Origin of the sequence: Rhodococcus sp. OK611 (assembly GCF_003050885.1) — a bacterium.
In the GTDB taxonomy this organism is placed as follows: Bacteria; Actinomycetota; Actinomycetes; order Mycobacteriales; family Mycobacteriaceae; genus Rhodococcus_G; species Rhodococcus_G oryzae.
The window spans coordinates 343,326-364,760 of sequence record NZ_QAOZ01000003.1 but is presented as its reverse complement, the minus strand read 5'-3'; the positions used below and the strand labels follow the sequence as shown (position 1 = coordinate 364,760).

Genomic DNA, 21,435 nt, shown 5'->3' with positions numbered 1-21,435 from the left:
AGCCATCAACACACCACGCTACCCGTCAAGAAGAAGGTTGTTTTACACGCTATCGGGGAACGCGGTCTGCGTGTAACCACCACGGAGCGTCCCCTCGATGTATGCGGCCTTGCAGGCGCGCCGTGCGATCTTGCCGCTGGAGGTACGCGGGATGGATCCGGCGGGCACCAGCAGCACGTCACGGGCGGTCACGCCGTGCCGGGTGGAGATCGCCGCGCGCACCGCGTCGGCGATCGGGGCCGGATCGGCCTTGCCCGCGCCCGGCGCCCGCTCGCCGACGAGCACGAGCTGCTCGGAGGCGTCGTCGGCGTCGAAGGTCAGCCCTGCGCCTGCCTCGAACACCTCCTTCGGGAGCTGGTTCGCGGGCACCGCGAACGCCGCGACGAAGCCCGGGCGCAGCGCGGCGCTCGCCTCCTGCGCGGTGGCCTCCAGGTCCTGCGGGTAGTGGTTACGACCGTCGACGATCACCAGGTCCTTGACGCGGCCGGTGATGTACAGCTCGCCGTCGACGTAGACGCCGTAGTCACCGGTGCGCATCCAATTCGAGTCCTCGGGCGCGCCGTCCGCGTGGCTGCCCGTGGCGATCGTCGAGGACAGCCGGTTGTGGAAGGTCTGCTCGGTCTCCTCGGGGCGACCCCAGTAGCCCTGGCCCATGTTGTTGCCGTGCAGCCAGATCTCGCCGACGTTCTCGTCCTCGAGCTCGGCACCGGTGTCGGCGTCCACGATCGCGGCCCACTGGCTGCGCGAGACGTAGCCGCAGGACACCTGGGCGATGGCGCCCGGGGCGTCCTTGTCGACCTTCACCATGCGACCGCGGTTCAGCTCGTCGCGGTCGACGTAGATGACCCTGGCCTCGTCGCTGTGCTTGGTCGACGAGACGAACAGCGTCGCCTCGGCCATGCCGTAGGACGGCTTGATCGCGGTCTTGGGCAGTCCGTACGGCCCGAAGGCGTCGTTGAACTTGCGCATCGACGAGGTGGTGACCGGCTCGCTGCCGTTGATCAGGCCGATGACATTGCTCAGGTCGAGCGTCTCGCCGTCCTTCGGCAATCCGCGGGCTGCGGCGTGCTCGAAGGCGAAGTTCGGCGCCGCGGCGAAGGTGCCCGCGCCGTCGGTGATCGCGGCGAGTTCCTTGATCCAGCGGTAGGGACGCGCCACGAAGGCGCGCGGGCTCATGATGGTGATGTACTTGCCGCCCAGCGCAGGCAGGATCACCGTGAGCAGGCCCATGTCGTGGAACAGCGGCAGCCAGGTGACGCCGCGGGAGTCGGTGGTCAGCTCGATCGCGTCGACCATCTGCAGCGCGTTGGTGCCGACCGCCCGGTGGGTGATCTCCACGCCCGCGGGCACCCGGGTCGAACCGGAGGTGTACTGCAGGTACGCGATGTCGTCGAGCCCGATCTCGGGGTACACCCAGGTCTCGCCGACGGTGTCCGGGATCGCGTCGATCGCGATGATCCGCGGCCGCTCCGCCGCGGGGAGGTGACGGAACAGCTGGCGAACGCCGGCGGCCGACTGGGTCGCGGTGAGGATCGCCGACGGCTTGCAGTCGCCGAGGACGGCGTGCAGGCGGTCGCCGTGACCGGGCTCGTCCGGGTCGAACAGCGGTACCGCGATGGTGCCCGCGTGCATGGCCGCAAAGAAGGACACGACGTAGTCGAGACCCTGCGGCGCCAGGATCGCGACCCGCTGACCCGGCTCGGTCACCTGCTGCAGACGGGCGGCGACGGCGCGCAGCCGGTTGCCGAACTGGGTCCAGGTGAGCTCGTGCACCTCACCGTCCCGCTCGCGCGAGTAGTCGATATAGCGGTATGCCAGCTCGTCCGCGTTCTCGCGGGTGTGCTGTTCGACGTGATCGACGAGGGTGCTGCCGGGCATCAGCCTGATGTTGCCGGCGTCGTCGACGTAGTCATCGAAGTTCTTCATACCTTCTCCTCCAAGGCAAGCTCCCCGTGATCGCGACGAACACCGGTGAGCTTCGTCCCCTGCAGCCGCGTGGGATCGTGCAAATAGTGACTAGTGGTGGCAATGCGTGCAGGTCTCAGATCGGTAACGACGCGCGCCCCATCCCAAACCAACAGCATGTTACAGACAGTGCCGTTCTCATTCACCCTTGAGCAGGGGTATCACCGGAGCGAATGCCTCCATCTGCGTGGGGAAGATCCCCACGTAGGACATGGAGGTCTGCGCCCGCACGCCGCGGATCTGGTCCGCGATCTCCTCGTAGGAGCCGAATGCGAGGTACGGGGAGTTCAGGATCTGCTCCACCGTGAGTTTGACGTCCACCTCGATGTTCGGCGGGTACCCGTTGTCCAGGGCCGCCAGCGCCATCTCGGCCATCGCCTCCCGATCATCGGTCGGCATGATCGTGGTGATCGTCCAGTTCAGCTCGATGTCGTCGAACCGGTCGCCCGCTGCCTCGCGGATGCGCTCGACCCGCGCGGCGGTCGCCTCCATCGTGATGCCGGACAGCAGCATCTTGCCGTCCTTGTTGCTGGGCGGGGCGAGCGAGATGATGTCCGCGTACTTGGCGGCCAGCGCCAGCATCTTCGGGCCACCGCCGCCGACCACGATGGGTGGACGCGGGCCCTGCCGGGGCCGCGGGCTGCCCTTGAGCCCGTTGATCTGGTAGTACTCGCCCTGGAAGTTGCACTCCTGGCCGCGCAGCAGCGTGTCGAGGATCTCGAGGGACTCCGCGAGCTTGGCGATGCGCACGCCCGGGCTGTCGTACGTGATGCCGCCCTTGTCGAACTCTTCCTTCATCCAGCCCGCACCGATGCCGAGCTCGAGCCGTCCGCCGGAGAGCACGTCGATCGTCGCCGCGTCCTTGGCCAGCACCGCCGGGTGCCGGAATCCGTTGGCCAGCACCGCGGTGCCGATCCGGATCTTGTCCGTCGCCACCGCGAGGGCACCCAGCGCGGCGATCGGGCCGACCTGATTACCGAGGTGGTCGGGAATCATGAAGCTGTCGTAGCCGAGTTCCTCGGCCTTCTGGGCCAACTTGATGAACCGGCGGGCACCGCCCTCTTCGGCGTTTCCCTCTCCGCCGGCGGCAAACCGGAACTTACGCGGCGCGGGTGCGTCGGCGGAACTCATCGATCATTTCTCCTGAAACCTGGGCACAACGGGGGACCTGGACGGCGCGGTACGGCAACGTGGCCGGTGGGACACTCTATCGGCATCGCACCGTTCCCACTATTCGTGAGCTGGGGTCGGCGCGGACCTCACCTTGTCGGCCGCCCAGTTTGTCATCCACTGCGTGGCCGTGGTGCCGTTTTGGTCCACCACGAACGAGTTGTACATGGCATGCACCGGGTTGTTGATGTACTCGCCGATCCGGGCGAGGCTCGCGAGGAAGTTCACCGGATTGAAGGCGTTCGCCGGCGCGTCGCAGATGCCGTCCGACGGCGCGCAGATGTCGACCACCCGATCACCGAGCGACCCGAAACCACCCGGCCGGGCCCCCGTCATCGTCATGCCCGGCACCTTCAGGCCGCCGAGCGACAGCTCCGCGCCCACACCGGCCACCGGCGTGCCGACGATCTGGGCCGTGCCCGGCTCGCGCCTGCCGTCCGCGATCAACCCGACGCCGAGAACCAGGTCCGCGGGCACCGGCCCGGTGCCCGCGCCGATCGACGAGGCGAGGTCACCGGCGATGACCGCGCCCTGCGAGAAGCCCAACAGCATGAAGGTCGTGAGCGGGCAGTTCGCGTGCATGGCCGACATCGCCTCGCTGGCCCGCGCGGTGCCCTCGCCGCGACTCTTGTTGTACGACATCTGACCGTCCGGCGGGAGCGCCACCGGGTTCGAGAACTGCGCCACGTACGGGACGGTGTACACCTCCGCGCGCTGGCCCTCGAACTGCGCCTGCAGCGGCCGGGTGATGTTGAGCATCAACGACGCCGGGTTCGCGCCCGGGTTGAACGGATCGTCGATCGCGCTCGACTCCCAGGTGCCCGGGATGGCGACCACCTGGACGTCCGGGCAGCTCGCCGGCTGGGCGCTCGGCCGCTCCGGCTCCGGGCCGGGACCCGGCGGCGGCGCGGGCACCCGCCCGGCCAGCAGGTACCAGGCCACCAACGCGACGAGCGCGAGCAGCAGCACCACGATGAGCACGATGAGCACGCGCAGCACACCGCGCCCCGACTTGCGGCCCTTACGTCCGGCAGCATTCATCCGCGGCTACTTGCAGTAGTGGGTGTTGGCGGCGTCGATGTACACCTGGGCGGCCGCGGCGGCCTGCTCCGGGGTCATCGTGGCACCGGTGATGCTGGCCTCCGCACCCGCCATGCCGGTGACGTAGGCGGTGACCTCCTCGCTGTTCGCACCGCTGACCTTGGCGCCACAGATGTAGTTCGCGGTCACGATGGCGATGTCGCCGTTGTCGGCGACGGCGATGCCGCCCTTCTTCAGCGCGTCCAGGTATGCCTTGCCGCGGTCGTCGAGCGCGGGGGCCTCCGTGGGGCCGGGGAACCCGCTCGGGACCGCCTGGGGCGTCTCCGGGGGTGCGGTCGCGGCGACGGCAGGCGTCGTGAACGGGGGCACCTCGATCGAGGTCTCGGGTGCGGGCGCGGACTTGGAATGGGTGGTCAGGGTGGGCGTGCTGCTGGCCGTCGAGTCGTCGCTGCCACACCCGGCGAGCAGCCCGCCGGTGACCGCCGCGAGCGCGCCGATCGTCAGCGCTCGGGCCAGGGAGTTACGAGTGGAAACAAGCATGGTGTTCAGTCCTCGGATTCGTGATCTGCGGGTGCGACCCACCCGGCGGACGAGGTGCCAACGGCCACGCGGGTGTCGATGAACAGGCTACCGACGCGAACGGGCCGGTCGCCGGGTTCACCCGGCCACCGGCCCGTGCGCGAAGGGGGCTAACGGTTGTGGATCTCGGCGTTGCCGTTGCGGACCGTGATGTTTCCGCCCTGGAAGTCCTGCTGGATCCCACCCGCGATGTCGCGCTGGTCACCAACCGGGAAGCCCAGCCTGCCGTTCTCGTAGTTCTGGCTCTTCCACGCGTCGAAGATCTGGCCGTTGCGCACCGACCAGGCCCCGCTGAGGGGACTCCAGTAGATGTTGCCGTTCTCGAACTCGTTGAAGCGGCCGCCGTCCTTGACCGGGACCTCGCTGGTCCTCGGGAAGCCGAGCCAGCCGCCCTCCCAGCCCAGTTCGCCGTACTTCTTCATGATCAGGCCCTGAACGGCGTGGGTCCCGTTCGGCGGGCTGTGGTACATCGCGCCGATCTCGAAGCCCTGGATCGCACCGTCCTTGCCCGGCGCCTTCACCTCGTCGAGGATCGGGTAGCCAAGCGGTCCACGCTCCCAGCCCTGACGGGACCACTCGTCCCGGATCGCGCCGCGGACCGCGTGCGCGCCGGTCTGCGGGGTCCAGTAGATGGAGCCGTGCTGGAAGTGGTTGAAGCGCCCGCGACCGTCCGGGGTGCCGTTCTCGTCCGTGCTGGGCAGTCCGAGCGGCCCCGCGGGACCGCCGTTGGCCTGGTACGAGCCGCCGATCATGCCGGTCAGCACGTGCGCACCGGTAGCGCCCGACCAGAAGATCCGGCCGTTGCGGAAGTCCTGCGCCTTGCCACCCGCGACGTCGTACTCGCCGGTGACGCAGCCGCTGAGCCACGGGTTCGCGTTCGCGACCGCGCCGATGTCACCGCTGGTGCCACAGTTCGGGGCGCTGGCGTCGAGACCGAGGGCGTTGGCCACCTGCGGCCAGGCCTGGTGCATCTCGAACTGCCAGTACGGCCAGGAGTGCGTGCCGGACGGTCGGTAGTTGATCTGCGCGGGGATGCCGAGCTTGTTCAGCTTGGTGGCAAAGCTCTGCGAGCTGAGCCGGGACAGGATCTCGAGACCCATGCCCGCGTAGTTGGTGGAGACGCCGGGGATCCCGGACGGCTGGTCGTAGGGACCGGTCATGCCACTGCCGCTGGACACGTACAGGCTGACGCCCCTGAGCTTCTCGGCATTGGTGTACGGGTCGTGCGCCGCCCAGGCCGGGGCGCCCGGCGGGCCCCACATCTTCGAGACGTTGTAGCCGCCCGCATCGGTCATCGCGTACTGCAGCGCCTGCGGCATGCCGAGTGAGGTGGTGCTCAGGTAGCCGGAGAACGACCCGGCGAACTTGAAGAAGCCGGGGTTGCGCTCGGTGAGGAACATCGCCGAGGTGCCGCCCATGGACAGGCCGATGATGCCGCGGGTGTCGGTGGTCCGCAGCCCGTTCTCGAGGACCGGCGGGAGCTCCTTCATCAGGAAGGTCTCCAGCTTGTAGAACTTGCCGTTGTCCGGCGCGAGCCAGTCGGCGTAGAAGCTCGACTCGCCACCGACCGGCAGGATCACGTTGACGTTCTTGTCGGCGTAGAAGTTCGCGGCGTCGGTCTCGATCGTCCAGCCGCTCTCGTCGTCGCGCGCGCGCAGACCGTCGAGCATGTACAGCGCGGGGAACGACGCGTCGGGCCGCGAGTTCCAGTCCCTGGCCAGCAGCACCTGCACCTGGAACGGGGCACCCATCGCGGCGGAGTCCACCCACAGGGCCACGCGCCGGTCGGTGATCCACTCGACCTTGGAGACGCCGGGGATCGACAGCACCGGCGCGGCGGCGCGGGCGACGGACGGCGCGGCCTGCGGCGCCCGGGGGGCAGCGGCGGGCGCGGCCTCGGGCGTGGTGGTCGGCGCGACCGTCGTGGTCTGCTCCACCGTGGTCCGCGCGGGAGCCTCGGTGGTGGTGGCGACGGCCTCGGTGGTGCTGGCGACCGGCTCGAGGGTCTCGGCCGCGGGCACCTTCGCCGTCGTGGTCGCCTTCGGCGCCGTCGTCGTCGTGGTGGTGGTCGTGGTCGTGGTCTCGGAGGCCTCGGGCGCCGCGAATGCGGTCGCGGTCGCGGTGGTCAGGCCGGCCGCGGTCGGCAGCACGAGCGCGGCCGCGAGCAGTCGCAAGACCCTGCCGCGCGCGCCCGGTGCGGACGCCTTCCCCCCGGGACGCGTTCCCGGATTCCTCAGTGCTGTTCGCATCTGACCGTGACACTCCTTCTGCTGTTTGGCCCCAGTGCTGTGACCTCGGTCTGGAAGATCCGGACCTCGACCGTTACCCCCCGGCCCGTGTAGGTGTCGTTCGATCGAGCGACACCTACACCTCGTGCTCTTTTTACACGCAGGGGACCGGCGTAAGTGGGTGACGCGCTGTGACGGGTGGTGCAATTGTTACTTCTGCGGGATAAGAACCCCATGGTCGCGGTGCTGGTCCGCTCCGGATACGGCGATGCCGCCCCACGCTGCCTGAATCGGCACGAGGGGCGGCATCATCGGTTTACGCCGCGACCTGAGCCGGTCGATCAGGCGTTGAGCGCCGACAGGATCTGCGGGCGCGCATTCCAGAGCTCGGACTCCCAGTACTTCCACGCGTGGGTGCCCCGGGCCGGGAAGCTGTAGGTGGCCGGGATACCGAGCGTGCCAAGGCGGACCTGGAACGCGCGGGTGTTGGCGAGGGAGAGAGCCTCGAGCGCCATGCCGTTCGCGGTGTTGAAGTAGTCGATCGGCGCGCGCGGGTTGTCATGCGCACCGGGCAGGCCGCTGGCCGCCGAGACGTACATCGACAGGCCCTTGAGCTGCGGGGCGAACACGAACGGGTCGTTGCGCAGCCACTGCTTGTTCCACGGCGGGCCCCACATGGCGTCCACGTTGTAGCGGCCGGCATCGAGCATCGCGACGCGGATCGCCTCACGCATGCCCGGCGCGGAGATGTTCAGGTAGCCCGACAGCGAACCGGCAAACTTGAACTGGTCGCGGTGGTGTGCGGCCAGGGTCAGTGCGGCGGAGCCACCCATCGACAGGCCGAGCACGCCGTTGTTGCTACGCGAGACGCCACGGGTCTCGAGGTAGGCCGGCAGCTCCTGGGTGAGGAAGGTCTCCCACTTGTAGGTGCCCTTCTGCCCGTTGAAGTTCGAGGGCGACATCCAGTCGGTGTAGAAGCTGGACTCGCCGCCGACGGGCATCACCAGGGTGACGTTGTCGTTGCGGAACTGGTCGAGCGCGTTCGTCTCGAAGGTCCATGCGTTGCGGTCGTTGCGCGCACGCAACCCGTCGAGCAGGTACAGCGCGGCGTTGCCACCATGGGCCGCCCACTGGATCTGGACCTTGATGTCGCCCATCGCCGAGGGCACCATGACCTCTTCGAATCCGCCTGCGGGCGCGCGGTGCGCGACCGGGGCGGCACCTGCGACGGCGGTGCCGGCAATACCTGCAGCCATCGGCAGGACGAGCGCGGCTGCTGTGAGGCCGAGGGCGCGCTGCTTGAGGCGCTCAGAAAACCTCGGTCTGCCAATACGCATGAATACTGCTCTCTTTCTTCTCTGCGGTGCCCGCCGAAGCGGCCCGACGATCCGGCGGAAGCCATGCTCTGTCGCCCCCACACATGTGGCAGCGACAGTGGAACTGATCAAGATCACACTGCGCTCGGTGGAGCGTATGTCACACAGCGAGCACTGACAAACGGTGCCTCGGCTCGTGTTCCCCGAGGCACACACGACATCTATATCGACTCGTTGGTAGTCATCGTTACACGTCTGAGACAAGTTCGCACGACGAACTAAGCGAGGCCTGGACGACACCCGCTCACCTGGGTTCCACCGGCGGCGGCGGCACCAGATTGCACCGCTGGAGCTCGTAGGCCGGAACCCGGTCGAAACGGTACTTGGCATAGTCGAAAGCGCGCTTGAAATTGCGGATGAAAAGCTGGCGGGTCAGCTCCCCCCTGCTCGACGCCAGCACCTCCTGGGTCTCGGGGCAGGTGAGCGCGACCTTGGCGTCGGCCACCCAGTCCTCGTCCATGTACCAGGGCAGCCAGGGGTGGATGTCGACCATGCCGGTGTCGGCCACCACCCAGTCCGGGTAGAGGGCCTTGTCGTGGCCGATCCGGCCGTCGTCGAGCCGCTTGGTGTGCGCGGCCAACGGATAGGCCAGGCCCATCTGGTCGATCACCTTCACGTCGAGGCCGACGTTCATGCTGGTCATGCCCAGGTTGAGGAAGTACACCGTGTGTCCGGCGCCGCCCTCGGGGATCGGCTCCGGCGGCGGCACCACGTCCCAGTAGGTGAAGGCCGCGGCAGGAAGCAGCAGGCCGCCGTCCGGGGTGTTGGCGATCGCCTCGACCATCGGGCGCATGCGCGGGTAGTCCAGGTAGTCCTCGGCCAGGATCGGATGCGGGTGACCGGTGTTGAGGGCGTAGAAGTTCCGCTCGTCGACGATCCCGGACTTGCCGACGACGGTGCCATTCGGCATGCCCGACGAGTTCGTCACCGAGATCGCCCAGATCACGGTGATCAGCCAGGCGCCGGCACCGACCGCGAACAGCGCGGTGGACCGTGTCTTGCCCCAGTCCTCGCGGGCCGGGATACGGATCGGCAGCACGGCGATGGGGAGCATGAAGCAGAACAGCACGGGCAGCAGCACCCGGCCGTGCATGAAGTCGCCGCCGACCCGCAGCGAGTAGATCATCAGCAGCAGCCCGGTGACCAGGATGACCGCGACCACGGCGCCGGGGGTACGCAGCCGCGACTGCCACCGTGCGACTGCGGAGCCGCCCGCGGTGTCGGCGGCGGCACCCGCGCCGGACCAGGGCCGGGTCACCAGGACCGCGACGGCCAGCACGAGCAGCGGCAGCCACAGCCAGTACGGCCCCACCAGGTTCCACAGATAGGTGAAGCCCTGACCCCACTTGGCGCCGCCTGCGTCCTTGGCGACCGCCGTGTTGGGATAGGGGAGCCCGTAGTAGCCCATCCGCCAGATCTGGTAGCCGACCGGGACCGCACCCGCGACCGCGACGATAGACGCGCGCAGCTTCCAGGTACCGGGCGCCAGGAAGATCATCAGCAGCGCGAGCCCGGCGAGGATGACCAGCTCGGGTCGGACCAGCGGTCCGAGACCGGCGACGAACGCGAGGATCAGCACCGAGGCTGTGGTCGGCGGGCGCTGAGTCCAGCGCACCAGCAGCAGCCACAGCAGGGCGATCCAGAAGATGACCAGGCAGGACTCCAGCCCGGAAGTGGCGTAGTCGCGGGCGGGCGGCACCGCGATATAGGCCAGCGCGCCCGCGGGCAGCAGCAGCGTGGCACCCGGGCGGCCGATGCCACGCCAGAGTGCGCCGGTCCCGAGCATGCCCAGCACGATCGCGCCACCGGAGAGCACCAGTGCGATGCCGAGCACCACGTACTCGAGGCGGGCCTGCGTGAGCCAGCTGAACGCGTACACCAGGTAGGTCCAGATGGTGCTGGTGTTGGCCTCGACCCGCTCCCCCGCGTTGAACACCGGACCGTTGCCTGCGAGCAGGTTGCGGACCGTGCGCAACACGATGAGCCCGTCGTCGGCGATCCAGCGGCGCTCCCAGCCACCCCAGACGAAGAGGGCGGCGGTCAGCGCGATCCCACTGAGGAACACCGAGCGGGGCAGCCATGCGGGCAACCGCATCGCGGAGCCGGCCTGCTCGGTGGCCTCGGTGTTCTCCACCTGGGGCCGGTCAGACGATATAGACAGCGACACCCACCGCTCCAATCCAAGCAATCGCGAGGAATTGGAGCACCCGATCGCCGAGCGCGATCTCTTCCGGCTCCCCCGCCTCGCCACCGTCGACATCGACCGCGTACCGCAGGATCGCGATCGTGAACGGGACCATCGAGATCGCGAACCAGTTGGTGTTGTTGACCTGGTCCCGCTCGAAGGCCCACAGTCCGTAGCAGATCACCACCGCGGTCGCCGAGAGCGTCCAGACGAACCGCAGGTAGGTGCCGGTGTAGTACTCGAGCGACTTGCGGATCTTCGCCCCGGTGCGCTCGGCGAGCTGCAGTTCCGCGTAGCGCTTGCCCGCCGCCATGAACAGCGAACCGAACGCCATGATCAGCAGGAACCACTGCGACAGCGGGATCTCGGCGGCCACGCCACCGGCGATCGCCCGCAGCAGGAACCCCGACGAGACGATGCAGATGTCGAGGACGGCCTGGTGCTTGAGGCCGAAGCAGTAGGCGAGCTGGATGCCGATGTACACCGCCATCACGACCGCGAGCTGCCAGTTCGCGAAGAAGGACAGGCCGATGGCTCCGGCCAGCAGCACCACGGCCATCGCGTACGCGAGGCGGACCGGCAGCACCCCCGCGGCGATCGGGCGGAAGCGCTTGGTCGGGTGCGCCCGGTCGGCCTCGACGTCCATCGCGTCGTTGACCAGGTAGATGCCGGACGCGGCCATGCAGAACACGACGAACGCCAGCGCCACCGGCAGCAGCACGTCGACCTGGTTCACCGAGCCTGCGGCGAGCGGCGCGGCCAGCACCAGGACGTTCTTCACCCACTGGCGCGGGCGCAGTGCCTTCACGATCCCGGCAGGCAGCGACTTCGGCGGACCGGAGACCTCGGTCGGGTGCTCGCTCATTTCTCTCCAAACTTCCGTTCGGCACGCAGCACCACTGCGGCCGAGGCTGCGCCCAAGGCGGATCCGGCAAGCACATCGGTCGGGTAGTGGACCCCCAGCACGAGCCGCGAGAGCAGCATCGGGGGCACCAGCACCGCGGGCAAGGGTAGCCCGGTCAGCCGGCCGAGTAGCACCGCGGCGGCCGTGGTGGACGTGGCGTGCGACGACGGGAAGCTCAGCTTGCTCGGCGTCGACACGTTGACGGCCACGCTCGGGTCGTTCGGCCGGGGACGCCGGACCACCCGCTTGATGACGATGGAGGCGGCGTGCGCGCCGACCGCGCCGACCGCGACGCCCGCCCACTGACGGCGGCGGGGCTTGTCGAGCGCGGCACCGACGCCCGCGATCGCGACCCAGCCGAGCGCGTGCTCACCGAAGTGCGACATGCCGCGGGCCGCGGCGATCACGCCCGGCTGTGCACCGATGGTGGACTGGATGGTGCCCAGGATCTTCACCTCGGCGGCGGACTCGGTGGTCACGGTGCCGTCGAGCAGGGCACCCTCTGGCCTACGCCGGGTAATGAAAGACACTCTCCCACCTCTCCTTGCTGGTCAACGAAGGAACCGCGTCGGCGTAGACGCGCTTGAGCTCGGGGAACCGGGTGGCCAACTCGCGGCGCAGCCGCATGGCCTCCTTCAGCAGGCCCCAGGCCTGACGCGGGTCCCGCTTGCGGTAGACCACGCCGCGCCCGTCCGCGGTGGTGACGGTGACGCCGTCCACCTGGGAGAGCAGGAACCAGCGCGCGTCGAGGGTCGGCACGTTGAGCTGCGGGCGCTCGTGGTGCTGCTCGTGCGCGGGCCGGACGTTGTGCACCAGACCCTTGCCGAGGCGGACGAGCTTCGCGAGCGGGTTACCCGGCTCACCGACCGCGCCGACCTCGGCCCCCGAGGGCAGCGGCAGTGACGTTGACGACGGCAGCACGACGGCGTCCGGGAAGTCCTCGCGCATCGCCCGGACCTCGCCGAGCGCGGTGGGCAGCAGTTCGAAGATGTGCTCCGGCCCCTGCAGGAAGTCGGCGATGGCCTTGTTCTGGATCGCGACGGTGGAGTACTCGAGGCAGAGCAGGTGCTTGAGGGTGGCCTTGACCGTGTTGACGACCAGGCCCCTGCCGTTGCCCGGCATGTGAAGCGCGGCGACCACCAGGCGGTTGCGCAGGTGGAAATAGGCCTGCCAGTCGATGGCGTCGTCCTTGTCGGACCAGGCCATGTGCCAGATGGCCGCGCCGGGCATGGTCACCGTCGGGTAGCCGGCCTCGCGGGCCCGCAGGCCGTACTCGACGTCGTCCCACTTGATGAACAGCGGCAGCGGCTGGCCGATCTCCTCCGCGACCTGGCGCGGGATCATGCACATCCACCAGCCGTTGAAGTCCACGTCGATGCGGCGGTGCAGCAGCTTCGAGTTCTCCCGGTCGTTGAGCGGGTACTGCGAGAAGTCGTGGTCGTACTCGACGTTCGGGGCGGCCGACCACATGAAGATGCCGCGGTTGATCGCCTCGCCCATGGTGTGCAGGTGGCTGCGCTCCTGCAGGTTCAGCATCTGCCCGCCGACCAGGGTCGGGGTCTTGGCGAACCGGGACAGCGCCAGCGCGCGCAGGATCGAGTCCGGCTCGATCTCGATGTCGTCGTCCATGAACAGGATGTGTTCGCAGTCGGTGGTCTTCAGCGCCTCGTACATGACGCGGCTGTAGCCGCCGGAGCCGCCGAGGTTCGCCTGATCGTGGATCGCGAGCCGGTCGCCGAGCACCGCGGCGGCCTCGGCGAAGCCCGGCTCGTCGCGCACCTTGCGGGTGCCCTGGTCCGGGATGATCACGGCGTCGATCGCGCCGAGCACCAGCGGGTCCGAGCCGAGCGCGGCCAGCGCCTTGACACAGTCCGTTGGCCGGTTGAAGGTCGGGATGCCGACCGCGACGCGGCCTGCGCCGGGCGCCTCCATCGGGGCGTACCAGCCTGCGCTCTCGAGCACCACCTCGGTGTCGGAGGTGATGTCGAACCAGATCCAGCCGCCGTCCTCGAACGGAGCCAGCTCCACCTCGAACTCCACCGCGACGTCGCCGTCCTGGAACTCCCTGCCCTCCACGTGGATTCGGGAGCCGTCGGCCTTCGAGCGGTATACGTCGACCCGGCCGTGACCGGACAGCTCCAGGCGCAGGACGACGGAGGTCAGGATCGACCAGCGGCGCCAGTAGCTGGCCGGGAAGGCGTTGAAGTAGGTGCAGAACGAGGCCTCGGACTCGGCGCCGATCGACAGCGAGGTCCGCGTGGGCGCGTGGGCGCGCCTGGCGTTGGTGGTCGCCTCCTCCAGGTAGAGGGTGCGCACGTCGAGGGGCTCGCCCGGCCGGGGCAGGATGACCCGCTGCAGCAACGCCTTGCCGAGCGGTTCGACGTCCTCGCTGAAGAGGGTGTCCTGCTCCATCAGATGCCGCGGGCTCATTCGCCGCTCCCGTTGCCGAGGGCCGCACCGGTCTCGAGGTGCGGCCGGAGGGTGTTGTCGAACATGCTGAGCGCGCTCGCGATGGCCATGTGCATGTCCAGGTACTGGTAGGTACCGAGGCGGCCGCCGAACAGCACCTTGTTCTGCGCGGTCTCCGCCTTGGCCCGCGTCCGGTAGGCCTCGAGCTTCTCGCGGTCCTCGGGGGTGTTGATCGGGTAGTACGGCTCGTCCTCGCTCTCCGCGAAGCGGGAGAACTCGCGCATGATGACCGTCTTGTCCGACGGGTACTCGCGCTCGGGGTGGAAATGCCGGAACTCGTGGATGCGGGTGAACGGCACGTCCGCGTCGTTGTAGTTCATCACCGGGGTGCCCTGGAAGTCACCGGTCGGCAGCACCTCGGTCTCGAAATCGAGGGTGCGCCAGCCCAGCTCGCCCTCGGAGTAGTCGAAGTAGCGATCCAGCGGGCCGGTGTAGACGATGGGGGCGTCGGGGCTCGCGGCCCGCAGCTCGTCCCGCACGTCGAACCAGTCGGTGTTCAGCCGGACCTCGATCTTCTCGTCCTTGGCCATGTTCTCGAGCCACGCGGTGTAGCCGTCGACCGGCAGGCCCTCGTAGGTGTCGTTGAAGTAGCGGTTGTCGAAGGTGTAGCGAACCGGCAGCCGGGTGATGTTGCCCGCGGGCAGGTTCTTCGGGTCCGTCTGCCACTGCTTGGCGGTGTAGTCACGCATGAACGCCTCGTACAGCGGGCGCCCGATCAGCGAGATCGCCTTTTCCTCGAAGTTGCTCGCGTCCTTCGCGTCGATCTCGGCTGACTGCTCCTTGATCAGCGCGCGCGCCTCGTCGGGGCTGAAGTAGCGGCCGAAGAACTGCGACACCAGGCCGAGGCCCATCGGGAACTGGTACGACTGCCCCTTGTGCATCGCGAAGACGCGGTGCTGGTAGCCGGTGAACTCGGTGAACTGGGTGACGTAGTCCCAGACCCGCTTGTTCGAGGTGTGGAAAAGGTGCGCGCCGTACATGTGCACCTCGATGCCGGTCTCCGGCTCGGCCGCCGAGTAGGCGTTGCCGCCGAGATGGTGGCGACGGTCCAGCACGAGGACCCGCTTACCCAGCTCGGTCGCCGCGCGCTCGGCGATGGTCAGTCCGAAGAAACCCGAACCGACGATGATCAGGTCGTACTGGCCAGAGGTGGCGGGGCCTGGGGTTACAGAGGTCACGGGCAACCAGGGTATCGGACCTGGCGTGGAGGTCCCGGGCAACCCGGGGCTGCCGGGTGATACGTCACAGACGATCCGGTGGCCGCCGCGCCGGGGTGAACTCCGTCTGCAGCCGGAGTTCACGCCGTCTTCACCTACAGGTTGTGCAGGGCGTACACCGCCAACGCATCCCGCACGAAGACCGCGCCATGCGTTCCGCCGTAGTTGGCGGCGAAGCGCTCGTCCGCGACGTACATCTCGCCAAGGCCCAGGATGTACTCCTTGTTCGGAGCCGCGCCGCACCCCGGCGTGCCGGGGACGCCGCCGAGCCACTCGACGTGGAGACGGGCCAGGTCCTGCGCCCGCTCACCGTCGGCCGCCGCGCCCGAGGTCGCGGCGTCGATCCAGTCGGCATTGAGCTGGGCCACTGCCGCCTGCCAGTCCCGACGCTGGTCGCCGGTCATGCCGCGCCACCAGCGGTCGCTGGACTGGTAGGCCTGCTCGCCCCAGCGTTCGATCACCTCGTCCTTGTGCTGGGTGTGGTCGAAGCCGTCGAAAACTTCCTCTGCCATCAGTTGTTCACCTCCTTCCGTTTTCCGCAGTGTCGTCCGCACCGACTCGATCTGCCGTCGCACCCGGCCGAGCTCCTGCTCGAGGAGCCCGAGGTGGGTGCGCAGCGCGACCGCGGTGTCCCGCTCGCCGGCCAGGACCTCGGCGATGGCCGGGAGGCCGAGCCCGAGTTCGCGCAGCAGCAGGATCCGTTGCAGCCGCACGAGGGCGTCCTGGTCGTAGTAGCGGTACCCGTTGGCGCCGATCCGGCTCGGTTCCAGCAGCCCCCGCTCGCCGTAGTGGCGCAGCGTGCGACTGGTGGTCCCGGCCGCCTTGGCCAGGTCCTGGATCGACCATTCCCCTGCCATCGAGCTCCCTCCCCTTCATCGGTGTCGGTGCGATCCGACAAGACAAGGATGGAGGTTGACGTTGCGTCAATGTCAAGGGCGCGACGGGAATGACACGTCCTAGGCCCGGTAGAGCGCCAGGGCGCGGGTGGTGTCGAGCGCGCCCGCATCGTCGATCGGCAGGAAATGGTCCAGCTGCCACGCCTGCGTGCCGCGGGCTTGGCGGCTGGTCGGCTCCGCCCAGGGCGGGTACACACGGATCGCCCGCTTCCCACCCACACCGTCTCGCGACAGCACGCCGCGATCGGCGAGCACCCGCTTCGGGAAGACGAACTGCCCGAGGTGATCGCCGTCGCGGGCGACGACGATGAACAACTCGACCGGGTCGACGATGTCGAAGGGCGCGATGGGACCCTGCGCCGACCGCTTCCAGAAGGTGACGAACTGGCCGACCTTCTTCGGCGTCGTCTTGGCGACCCGGAAACGGATCGGGCAGCCCTCGACCGTGAACTCGTGCGCCACGTAGGCCGCGCTCTCCGGCTCGGGCACGGGAGCCGAGCAGGCGAAGCCACACGGGTCGAATACCAGCGTCTTCGCCACCAGCAGATCGGCGGGGACGGCCCCTGCATCCGGCCAGGGTTCAGGTTCGATGCTCACGTGCCCGAGGGTACGGGCGGCGCGACTTCGGCCAGCCTTGCATTGCTGGCCGAGTCATCTTGATGCCGATAGCGTTCCGCGTATGAGCACCGATCCGGATCAACTCCCTGCCTCGCATCCGGCGGAGCCGCACGTCCAGGGGCTCTCCGCCAAGCTGAACTGGCTGCGGGCGGGCGTACTCGGCGCCAACGACGGCATCGTCTCCACCGCCGGCCTGGTCGTTGGCGTCGCCGCGGCGAGCACCGCGCGCGGCCCGATCCTCACCGCGGGCATCGCCGGGCTGGCGGCCGGGGCGGTGTCCATGGCCCTCGGCGAGTACGTCTCGGTCAGTACCCAGCGCGATACCGAGCGGTCGCTGCTGGCCAAGGAACGCCGGGAACTCGCCGAGTTGCCCGACGCCGAGCTCGACGAGCTCGCGTCCCTGTACGAGGCGAAGGGCCTGACCCCCGCGACCGCCCGCACCGTGGCGGAGGAACTGACGGCGCACGACGCGTTCGCCGCGCATGCCGACGCCGAGCTGGGCATCGACCCCGACGAGCTGACCAATCCGTGGCACGCGGCGGCCTCCTCGGCCATCTCCTTCACCCTCGGCGCCCTGCTGCCGCTGATCGCGATCCTCGTCCCGCCCGCCACCTCGCGCGTGCCGATCACGTTCGTCGCGGTGCTGGTCGCGCTCGCGCTGACCGGCAGCGTCAGCGCCCGGCTCGGCGGGTCACCACGCGGAAAGGCCGTGCTGCGGGTGGTGCTGGGCGGCGCGCTCGCAATGCTCGTCACCTACGGCATCGGGCAGATCGTGGACACCGTCCACATCTGAGCCCGTCGCGGTGATCGAAGTTCTCAGACCCGCTCCGCTCCCGACATCAGCACCGGGATCACGAACTGCTCGATCATCGCCCGCTCGTCGGCGTCGTCGGCGCCGGGGACGGTGAGGAGCGAGACGATGACGCGCACCAACCACCGTGCCCGGCTGGAGATCTCACGGTCGTCGCTGCCCCACACGTCGGCGAGGAAGCTCGAGCCGAGCACCTCGATCACCTGCGAGGTGCCTGCCAGTTCAGAGGCGATGCCCGCGTCGCCGAGGCCGAACCAGGCGGCCAGCGTCGGTGTCGCGCGCACCTCGCGCACCGAGGCGAGGATGGCCGCGGTGATCCGCTCAGCCGGATCCTCGATGCCTGCCACCAGACCGGTCACCCGCTCGCCGAGCCGCCGCGCCTCCCGGTGCACGAACGCCAGGTGCAGCGCGCGGCGGTTCTCGAAGTAGCGATAGAGGGTCGCGCGCGAGCACCCGGCGGCCTTGGCGACCTCGGCCATGCCGGTCGTCGCGACGCCCCGCTCGACGAACAGCTCCGCGGCCGCGTCGAGGATGCGCTCCGCCGCGAGATCGGTGCGTTCGTCGCGCAGCCAGGTTCCGGAACTCATGGCCGGAACGGTACGTGCGTCGGCCGCCGGACGTAGTTACCGGCCGCGTACTCGATGCCGTCGACGTCCACCTCGAAGTCGGGGCAGCGGGCCAGCAGTTCCTCGAGCGCGACGCGGGCCTGCATGCGCGCGGCCGCGGCGCCGAGGCAGTGGTGACTGCCGTGACTGAAGGTCATGATCTGGCGGGGCGCCCGCAGCACGTCGAGTTCCTCGGAGTTCGCGCCGTAGGCCCTGGGGTCGCGGTTCGCGGATCCGTAGACCAGCAGCGTCTTGCGGCCCGCGGGGATGGTGACGCCCTCGATCGTGACGTCGCGGGTGGTCGTGCGGGCCAGCCCCTGGACCGGCGAGGTGAGGCGGAGCAGCTCGTCGACGGCGTCGGGGATGCGGGACGGATCCTCCAGCAGCAGGGCGCGCTGGTCGCGGTGCTGGGTGAGCAGCGCCGAGGAGCCGCCGAGCATGCCGGTGGTGGTGTCGTTGCCGCCGGTGACCATCGTGAACGCGAAGCCCAGGATGGACAGCACGCCCGCGAAGTCCCCATCGGCGGCGATGCCCGCGGCCACGAGGTGCGAGATGGTGTCGTCGGCTTCCCTGCCCGCGGCGACGTCGGCCTTGCGCCGTTCGATCAGCCCGCCGAAGTAGCCCATCAGGTCGCCGACCGCGGTCGCCGCCTCGAGCGGGTCGCCGTTGGCGTTGGCGGCGACGATCGCCTCGGTCCAGCCGTCGAACTGCCCGCGGTCCTCCTCGGGAACGCCCAGGTAGTGCGCCACCACCATGCTCGGCAGCGGCTTGAACAGTTCGGTGACGATGTCGCCGCCGCCCGCCGAGCGCAACCGCTCGATGCGCTCGACCACGAACTCGCGGACCGCAGGCTCCACAGCCTCGACCTGACGCGGCGTGAACCCGCGGGCGACGAGGCGGCGGAAGTCGGTGTGCACCGGCGGATCCAGCATCACCAGGGGCGGGTTGTCCTTGAGCCCGATCTTCTCGAGCTCGCCGTAGCTGGTGGTCAGGCCGTCCGCGGAGGAGAACGTCTCGTGGTCGCGGGCGGCCGCGTACACGTCGGCGTGCCGGGTCAGCACCCAGTAGTCGTCGGCGGGCGACCCCTCGGGCACCACGTGGTGGACCGGGTCGTCCTCGCGCAGCGCCGCGTACATGCCCCAGGGGTCGCGCCAGGACTCTGCCGAGGGCGGAACGTAGGCGGCCTGGCCGGACATAGTTGTTGTAATGTGTCGAGCGTGAGACACATTCTGGACTTTGTCAATCACTCGGCGAGGACGGCCAGATCCAGGTCCCTCAGCCGCACCGGGTCGGCGATCACCTCGTACTCCGTGATCCGGTCGCCCGCGATCGCGAAGGTGAGAGCGAGGAGCAACCGCCCACGTGGGGCCACGATCACCCCAACGGCACCGTCGACGAGGGCAGCCTCGGCGAACCGCGCCCGCCTGCCGAACGCCATGACGCCCTCCACCACCGCGCGCACACCGCGGGCCACGGTCGCCGCACCGGCAGGCAGGGCGGCCGGGTCGGCCGTCCGCACGACGTCGGGCGCCAACACGGCCAACAGCGCGTTCAGATCGCCGCTGCGCGACGCTGCGAGGAATGCCTCCACGATGTGTCGATGGACGCCCAGGTCGGCGCGTGAAATCGATTCCACACCTTGCACTCTCAGTCGCGCGCGGCTGGCGACCTTCTTGGCGGCGACGGGGGTTCGCCCCACTATCGGGGCGATCTCACTGAACGGCACCGCGAACATGTCATGGAGCACGAACACGATTCGCTCGACGGGAACCAGCCTGTCCAGCACCACAAGCAGCGCGCGTCCGACCGAATCAGCCAGCAGCGCTTCGTTTTCCGGGTCAGTTCCCGTGGCGGCGCCTACGAAGTGGTCGGGGACCTGCTGCCCGGCCGGGTCCTCCCGTCGGGACTTCCGGGTGCGCAGCATGTCCAGGCACAGGCGCGACACGACGGTCCGCAGCCAGGCGGCCAGATCCTCCACCTCGCCGGCGTCCGCACGGCTCAGGCGCAGCCACGCCTCCTGGACCGCGTCCTCGGCCTCGCTCAGCGAGCCGAGCATCCGGTAGGCGACCGCCCGCAGGTTGCTGCGCTCCGACTCGAATCGCCGTGCGAGCTCGTCTTGATCACCCATCGGTCACCTTTCCGCGCCGTGCTCCGTCTACGTCATTGAGGCACAACGCAGCCGAGGCGATCCGGCCGACCCCGGCACCACCGGGGCCCGATGATGAGGAGAGAACATGACCCGGACCCACACGACCGCGCTCGAGCAGCCACTGCTGCGGCGAGCGGACTTCCGAGACTTCCAGCTACCCAATCGCATCGTCATGGCCCCGACCACCCGGGCTCGCGCGGCCAACGACGGGCTGGCGCCGACGGAGATGCATGCCGCCTACTACGCCCAGCGGGCAAGCGCGGGGTTGATCATCACCGAGGGGACCTGGGTCAGCGAGCAGGCGATCGGGTTCGTCAACGTGCCTGGCATCTACAGCGACGAGCAGGTCACTGCATGGCGACGGGTCACCGACGTCGTGCACGCCGTCGGCGGTCGAATCCTGGTGCAACTCTGGCACAACGGTGCCGCCTCGCACCCCGACCACCTGCGCGGCGAGCTGCCCGCCGGACCATCGGCGATCAACCCGCACGAGTTGTCCTTCACCCATGACGGATTCAAGAACACGGTCACGCCGCGCGCGATGACCGTGGTGGACATCGAGAACACGATCGCGGACTACCACCGAGCCTCGGAGAATGCCCGTCGCGCCGGGTTCGACGGTGTCGAGGTCCATGCCATCGGCTCGACGCTGGTCCCGCAGTTCCTCAACCCACGCCTGAACCGGCGCTCCGATTCCTATGGTGGCGACAGCGCCAGGCGGCGGCGCCTGCTGCTCGAGATCCTCGACGCGGTCGCGGAGCCGTGGAACGGACGATGCGTCGGGGTCCGCCTGTCGCCGTACTGGACATCGGGCGATCGTTTCGTCGCCGACGATCAGGCACTCGCCGACCACGACGAGCTCGTGGCCGACCTCGCCGACCACCCCGTGGCGTACCTGCACCTGCGCGGACGAAACCCCGCCGCGCCAGGCGCCACTCCCGACTTCGACGCGATCGCCCGCTACCGCCGGCAGTTCGACGGCCCGCTCATCGCGAACAACGGGTTCGATCGCGAATCCGGGAACGCCCTGGTCGACGCGGGTATCGCCGACGCTGTGTCGTTCGCCACGCACTTCATCGCCAACCCCGACCTCGTCAGTCGGTTCGCACTGGACCACGATCTGGCCATGGGCGATACCGACACCTATTACTCCGGCGACGCAGGGGGCTACGTGGACTACCCGATCAGCGGTTGCTCGGGTGGCGGTGCCTGACGCAGACGG

18 protein-coding genes are annotated in these 21,435 nt (G+C 69.1%); 2 read left to right on the top strand and 16 right to left on the bottom strand.

Translation table 11 applies throughout. The annotated features are described in order from the left end of the window. Positions 1–42: 42 nt before the first annotated feature. From fadD32 to C8K38_RS05500, 13 genes are all read right to left on the bottom strand, one after another. Positions 43–1,926 carry a long-chain-fatty-acid--AMP ligase FadD32 gene (gene fadD32 / locus C8K38_RS05560; RefSeq protein WP_097214129.1) on the bottom strand — a complete coding sequence of 628 codons (1,884 nt, stop codon included), beginning with the start codon at positions 1,924–1,926 and terminating at the stop codon, positions 43–45. 177 nt (positions 1,927–2,103) lie between these two features. After that, positions 2,104–3,096: an LLM class F420-dependent oxidoreductase gene (locus tag C8K38_RS05555; protein ID WP_097214130.1), complete on the bottom strand. Its 993-nt coding sequence runs from the start codon at positions 3,094–3,096 to the stop codon at positions 2,104–2,106. A 99-nt stretch (positions 3,097–3,195) separates the two neighbouring features. Next, entirely contained in the window at positions 3,196–4,176 is a 981-nt protein-coding gene (locus C8K38_RS05550) for a cutinase family protein (RefSeq protein WP_097214131.1), read from the bottom strand. Positions 4,177–4,182: 6 nt separating this feature from the next. Continuing rightward, on the bottom strand, positions 4,183–4,716 hold the full coding sequence (locus C8K38_RS05545) for a DUF732 domain-containing protein (protein ID WP_077043993.1): 534 nt from the start codon (positions 4,714–4,716) through the stop codon (positions 4,183–4,185). Positions 4,717–4,865: 149 nt separating this feature from the next. Further along, positions 4,866–7,004 carry an alpha/beta hydrolase-fold protein gene (locus C8K38_RS05540; RefSeq protein ID WP_097214132.1) on the bottom strand — a complete coding sequence of 713 codons (2,139 nt, stop codon included), beginning with the start codon at positions 7,002–7,004 and terminating at the stop codon, positions 4,866–4,868. 320 nt (positions 7,005–7,324) lie between these two features. Continuing rightward, positions 7,325–8,320, bottom strand: coding sequence for an alpha/beta hydrolase (locus C8K38_RS05535; RefSeq protein ID WP_097214133.1), 996 nt, complete (start codon positions 8,318–8,320; stop codon positions 7,325–7,327). A 283-nt stretch (positions 8,321–8,603) separates the two neighbouring features. Then, on the bottom strand, positions 8,604–10,454 hold the full coding sequence (gene zomB / locus C8K38_RS05530; RefSeq protein WP_257017831.1) for a flagellar motor control protein ZomB: 1,851 nt from the start codon (positions 10,452–10,454) through the stop codon (positions 8,604–8,606). Between the two features lie 49 nt (positions 10,455–10,503). Further along, positions 10,504–11,409, bottom strand: coding sequence for a decaprenyl-phosphate phosphoribosyltransferase (locus C8K38_RS05525; RefSeq protein ID WP_097214134.1), 906 nt, complete (start codon positions 11,407–11,409; stop codon positions 10,504–10,506). Beyond that, entirely contained in the window at positions 11,406–11,927 is a 522-nt protein-coding gene (locus tag C8K38_RS05520) for a phosphatase PAP2 family protein (protein WP_257017832.1), read from the bottom strand. The genes C8K38_RS05525 and C8K38_RS05520 overlap by 4 nt, the downstream gene beginning before the upstream one ends. 28 nt (positions 11,928–11,955) lie before the next feature. Next, positions 11,956–13,878, bottom strand: coding sequence for a glycosyltransferase (locus tag C8K38_RS05515; protein WP_097214135.1), 1,923 nt, complete (start codon positions 13,876–13,878; stop codon positions 11,956–11,958). Then, positions 13,875–15,095, bottom strand: a complete 1,221-nt coding sequence (glf, locus tag C8K38_RS05510) for a UDP-galactopyranose mutase (RefSeq protein WP_179800709.1) — start codon at positions 15,093–15,095, stop codon at positions 13,875–13,877. The genes C8K38_RS05515 and glf overlap by 4 nt, the downstream gene beginning before the upstream one ends. A 134-nt stretch (positions 15,096–15,229) precedes the next feature. Beyond that, the gene (locus C8K38_RS05505) at positions 15,230–15,991 is read right to left on the bottom strand and encodes a MerR family transcriptional regulator (protein WP_097214136.1); all 762 of its coding nucleotides are present in this window, start codon (positions 15,989–15,991) and stop codon (positions 15,230–15,232) included. Between the two features lie 99 nt (positions 15,992–16,090). After that, positions 16,091–16,627, bottom strand: coding sequence for a MepB family protein (locus C8K38_RS05500; RefSeq protein ID WP_257017825.1), 537 nt, complete (start codon positions 16,625–16,627; stop codon positions 16,091–16,093). Between the two features lie 82 nt (positions 16,628–16,709). Between C8K38_RS05500 and C8K38_RS05495 the strand changes: the two genes are divergently transcribed. Further along, positions 16,710–17,441 (top strand): VIT1/CCC1 transporter family protein, encoded by a 732-nt coding sequence (locus C8K38_RS05495; RefSeq protein ID WP_097214137.1) that lies wholly within the window; start codon positions 16,710–16,712, stop codon positions 17,439–17,441. A 23-nt stretch (positions 17,442–17,464) separates the two neighbouring features. Here the strand turns inward: C8K38_RS05495 and C8K38_RS05490 are convergent, their stop codons facing one another. From C8K38_RS05490 to C8K38_RS05480, 3 genes are read right to left on the bottom strand one after another with little or no spacing between them, the layout of a single operon-like run. Next, on the bottom strand, positions 17,465–18,046 hold the full coding sequence (locus tag C8K38_RS05490) for a TetR/AcrR family transcriptional regulator (RefSeq protein ID WP_097214138.1): 582 nt from the start codon (positions 18,044–18,046) through the stop codon (positions 17,465–17,467). Beyond that, positions 18,043–19,260 carry a cytochrome P450 gene (locus tag C8K38_RS05485; RefSeq protein WP_306455756.1) on the bottom strand — a complete coding sequence of 406 codons (1,218 nt, stop codon included), beginning with the start codon at positions 19,258–19,260 and terminating at the stop codon, positions 18,043–18,045. Before C8K38_RS05485 ends, C8K38_RS05490 begins: the two co-directional genes overlap by 4 nt. 47 nt (positions 19,261–19,307) lie before the next feature. Beyond that, the gene (locus tag C8K38_RS05480; RefSeq protein WP_097214139.1) at positions 19,308–20,192 is read right to left on the bottom strand and encodes a sigma-70 family RNA polymerase sigma factor; all 885 of its coding nucleotides are present in this window, start codon (positions 20,190–20,192) and stop codon (positions 19,308–19,310) included. Between the two features lie 106 nt (positions 20,193–20,298). On the opposite strand from C8K38_RS05480, the gene C8K38_RS05475 reads away from it, so the two are divergent. Continuing rightward, a complete protein-coding gene (locus C8K38_RS05475; protein WP_097214140.1) occupies positions 20,299–21,426 on the top strand; it encodes an alkene reductase in 1,128 nt (375 codons plus the stop codon). The last annotated feature ends 9 nt before the right edge of the window (positions 21,427–21,435 follow it).

Coding starts and splice junctions, on each gene's coding strand:
- fadD32 (WP_097214129.1), bottom strand. CDS start 1,926: ATGAAGAACTTCGATGACTACGTCGACGACGCCGGCAACATCAGGCTG.
- C8K38_RS05555 (WP_097214130.1), bottom strand. CDS start 3,096: ATGAGTTCCGCCGACGCACCCGCGCCGCGTAAGTTCCGGTTTGCCGCC.
- C8K38_RS05550 (WP_097214131.1), bottom strand. CDS start 4,176: ATGAATGCTGCCGGACGTAAGGGCCGCAAGTCGGGGCGCGGTGTGCTG.
- C8K38_RS05545 (WP_077043993.1), bottom strand. CDS start 4,716: ATGCTTGTTTCCACTCGTAACTCCCTGGCCCGAGCGCTGACGATCGGC.
- C8K38_RS05540 (WP_097214132.1), bottom strand. CDS start 7,004: ATGCGAACAGCACTGAGGAATCCGGGAACGCGTCCCGGGGGGAAGGCG.
- C8K38_RS05535 (WP_097214133.1), bottom strand. CDS start 8,320: ATGCGTATTGGCAGACCGAGGTTTTCTGAGCGCCTCAAGCAGCGCGCC.
- zomB (WP_257017831.1), bottom strand. CDS start 10,454: ATGCGGTTGCCCGCATGGCTGCCCCGCTCGGTGTTCCTCAGTGGGATC.
- C8K38_RS05525 (WP_097214134.1), bottom strand. CDS start 11,409: ATGAGCGAGCACCCGACCGAGGTCTCCGGTCCGCCGAAGTCGCTGCCT.
- C8K38_RS05515 (WP_097214135.1), bottom strand. CDS start 13,878: ATGAGCCCGCGGCATCTGATGGAGCAGGACACCCTCTTCAGCGAGGAC.
- C8K38_RS05505 (WP_097214136.1), bottom strand. CDS start 15,991: ATGGCAGGGGAATGGTCGATCCAGGACCTGGCCAAGGCGGCCGGGACC.
- C8K38_RS05495 (WP_097214137.1), top strand. CDS start 16,710: ATGAGCACCGATCCGGATCAACTCCCTGCCTCGCATCCGGCGGAGCCG.
- C8K38_RS05490 (WP_097214138.1), bottom strand. CDS start 18,046: ATGAGTTCCGGAACCTGGCTGCGCGACGAACGCACCGATCTCGCGGCG.
- C8K38_RS05485 (WP_306455756.1), bottom strand. CDS start 19,260: ATGTCCGGCCAGGCCGCCTACGTTCCGCCCTCGGCAGAGTCCTGGCGC.
- C8K38_RS05480 (WP_097214139.1), bottom strand. CDS start 20,192: ATGGGTGATCAAGACGAGCTCGCACGGCGATTCGAGTCGGAGCGCAGC.
- C8K38_RS05475 (WP_097214140.1), top strand. CDS start 20,299: ATGACCCGGACCCACACGACCGCGCTCGAGCAGCCACTGCTGCGGCGA.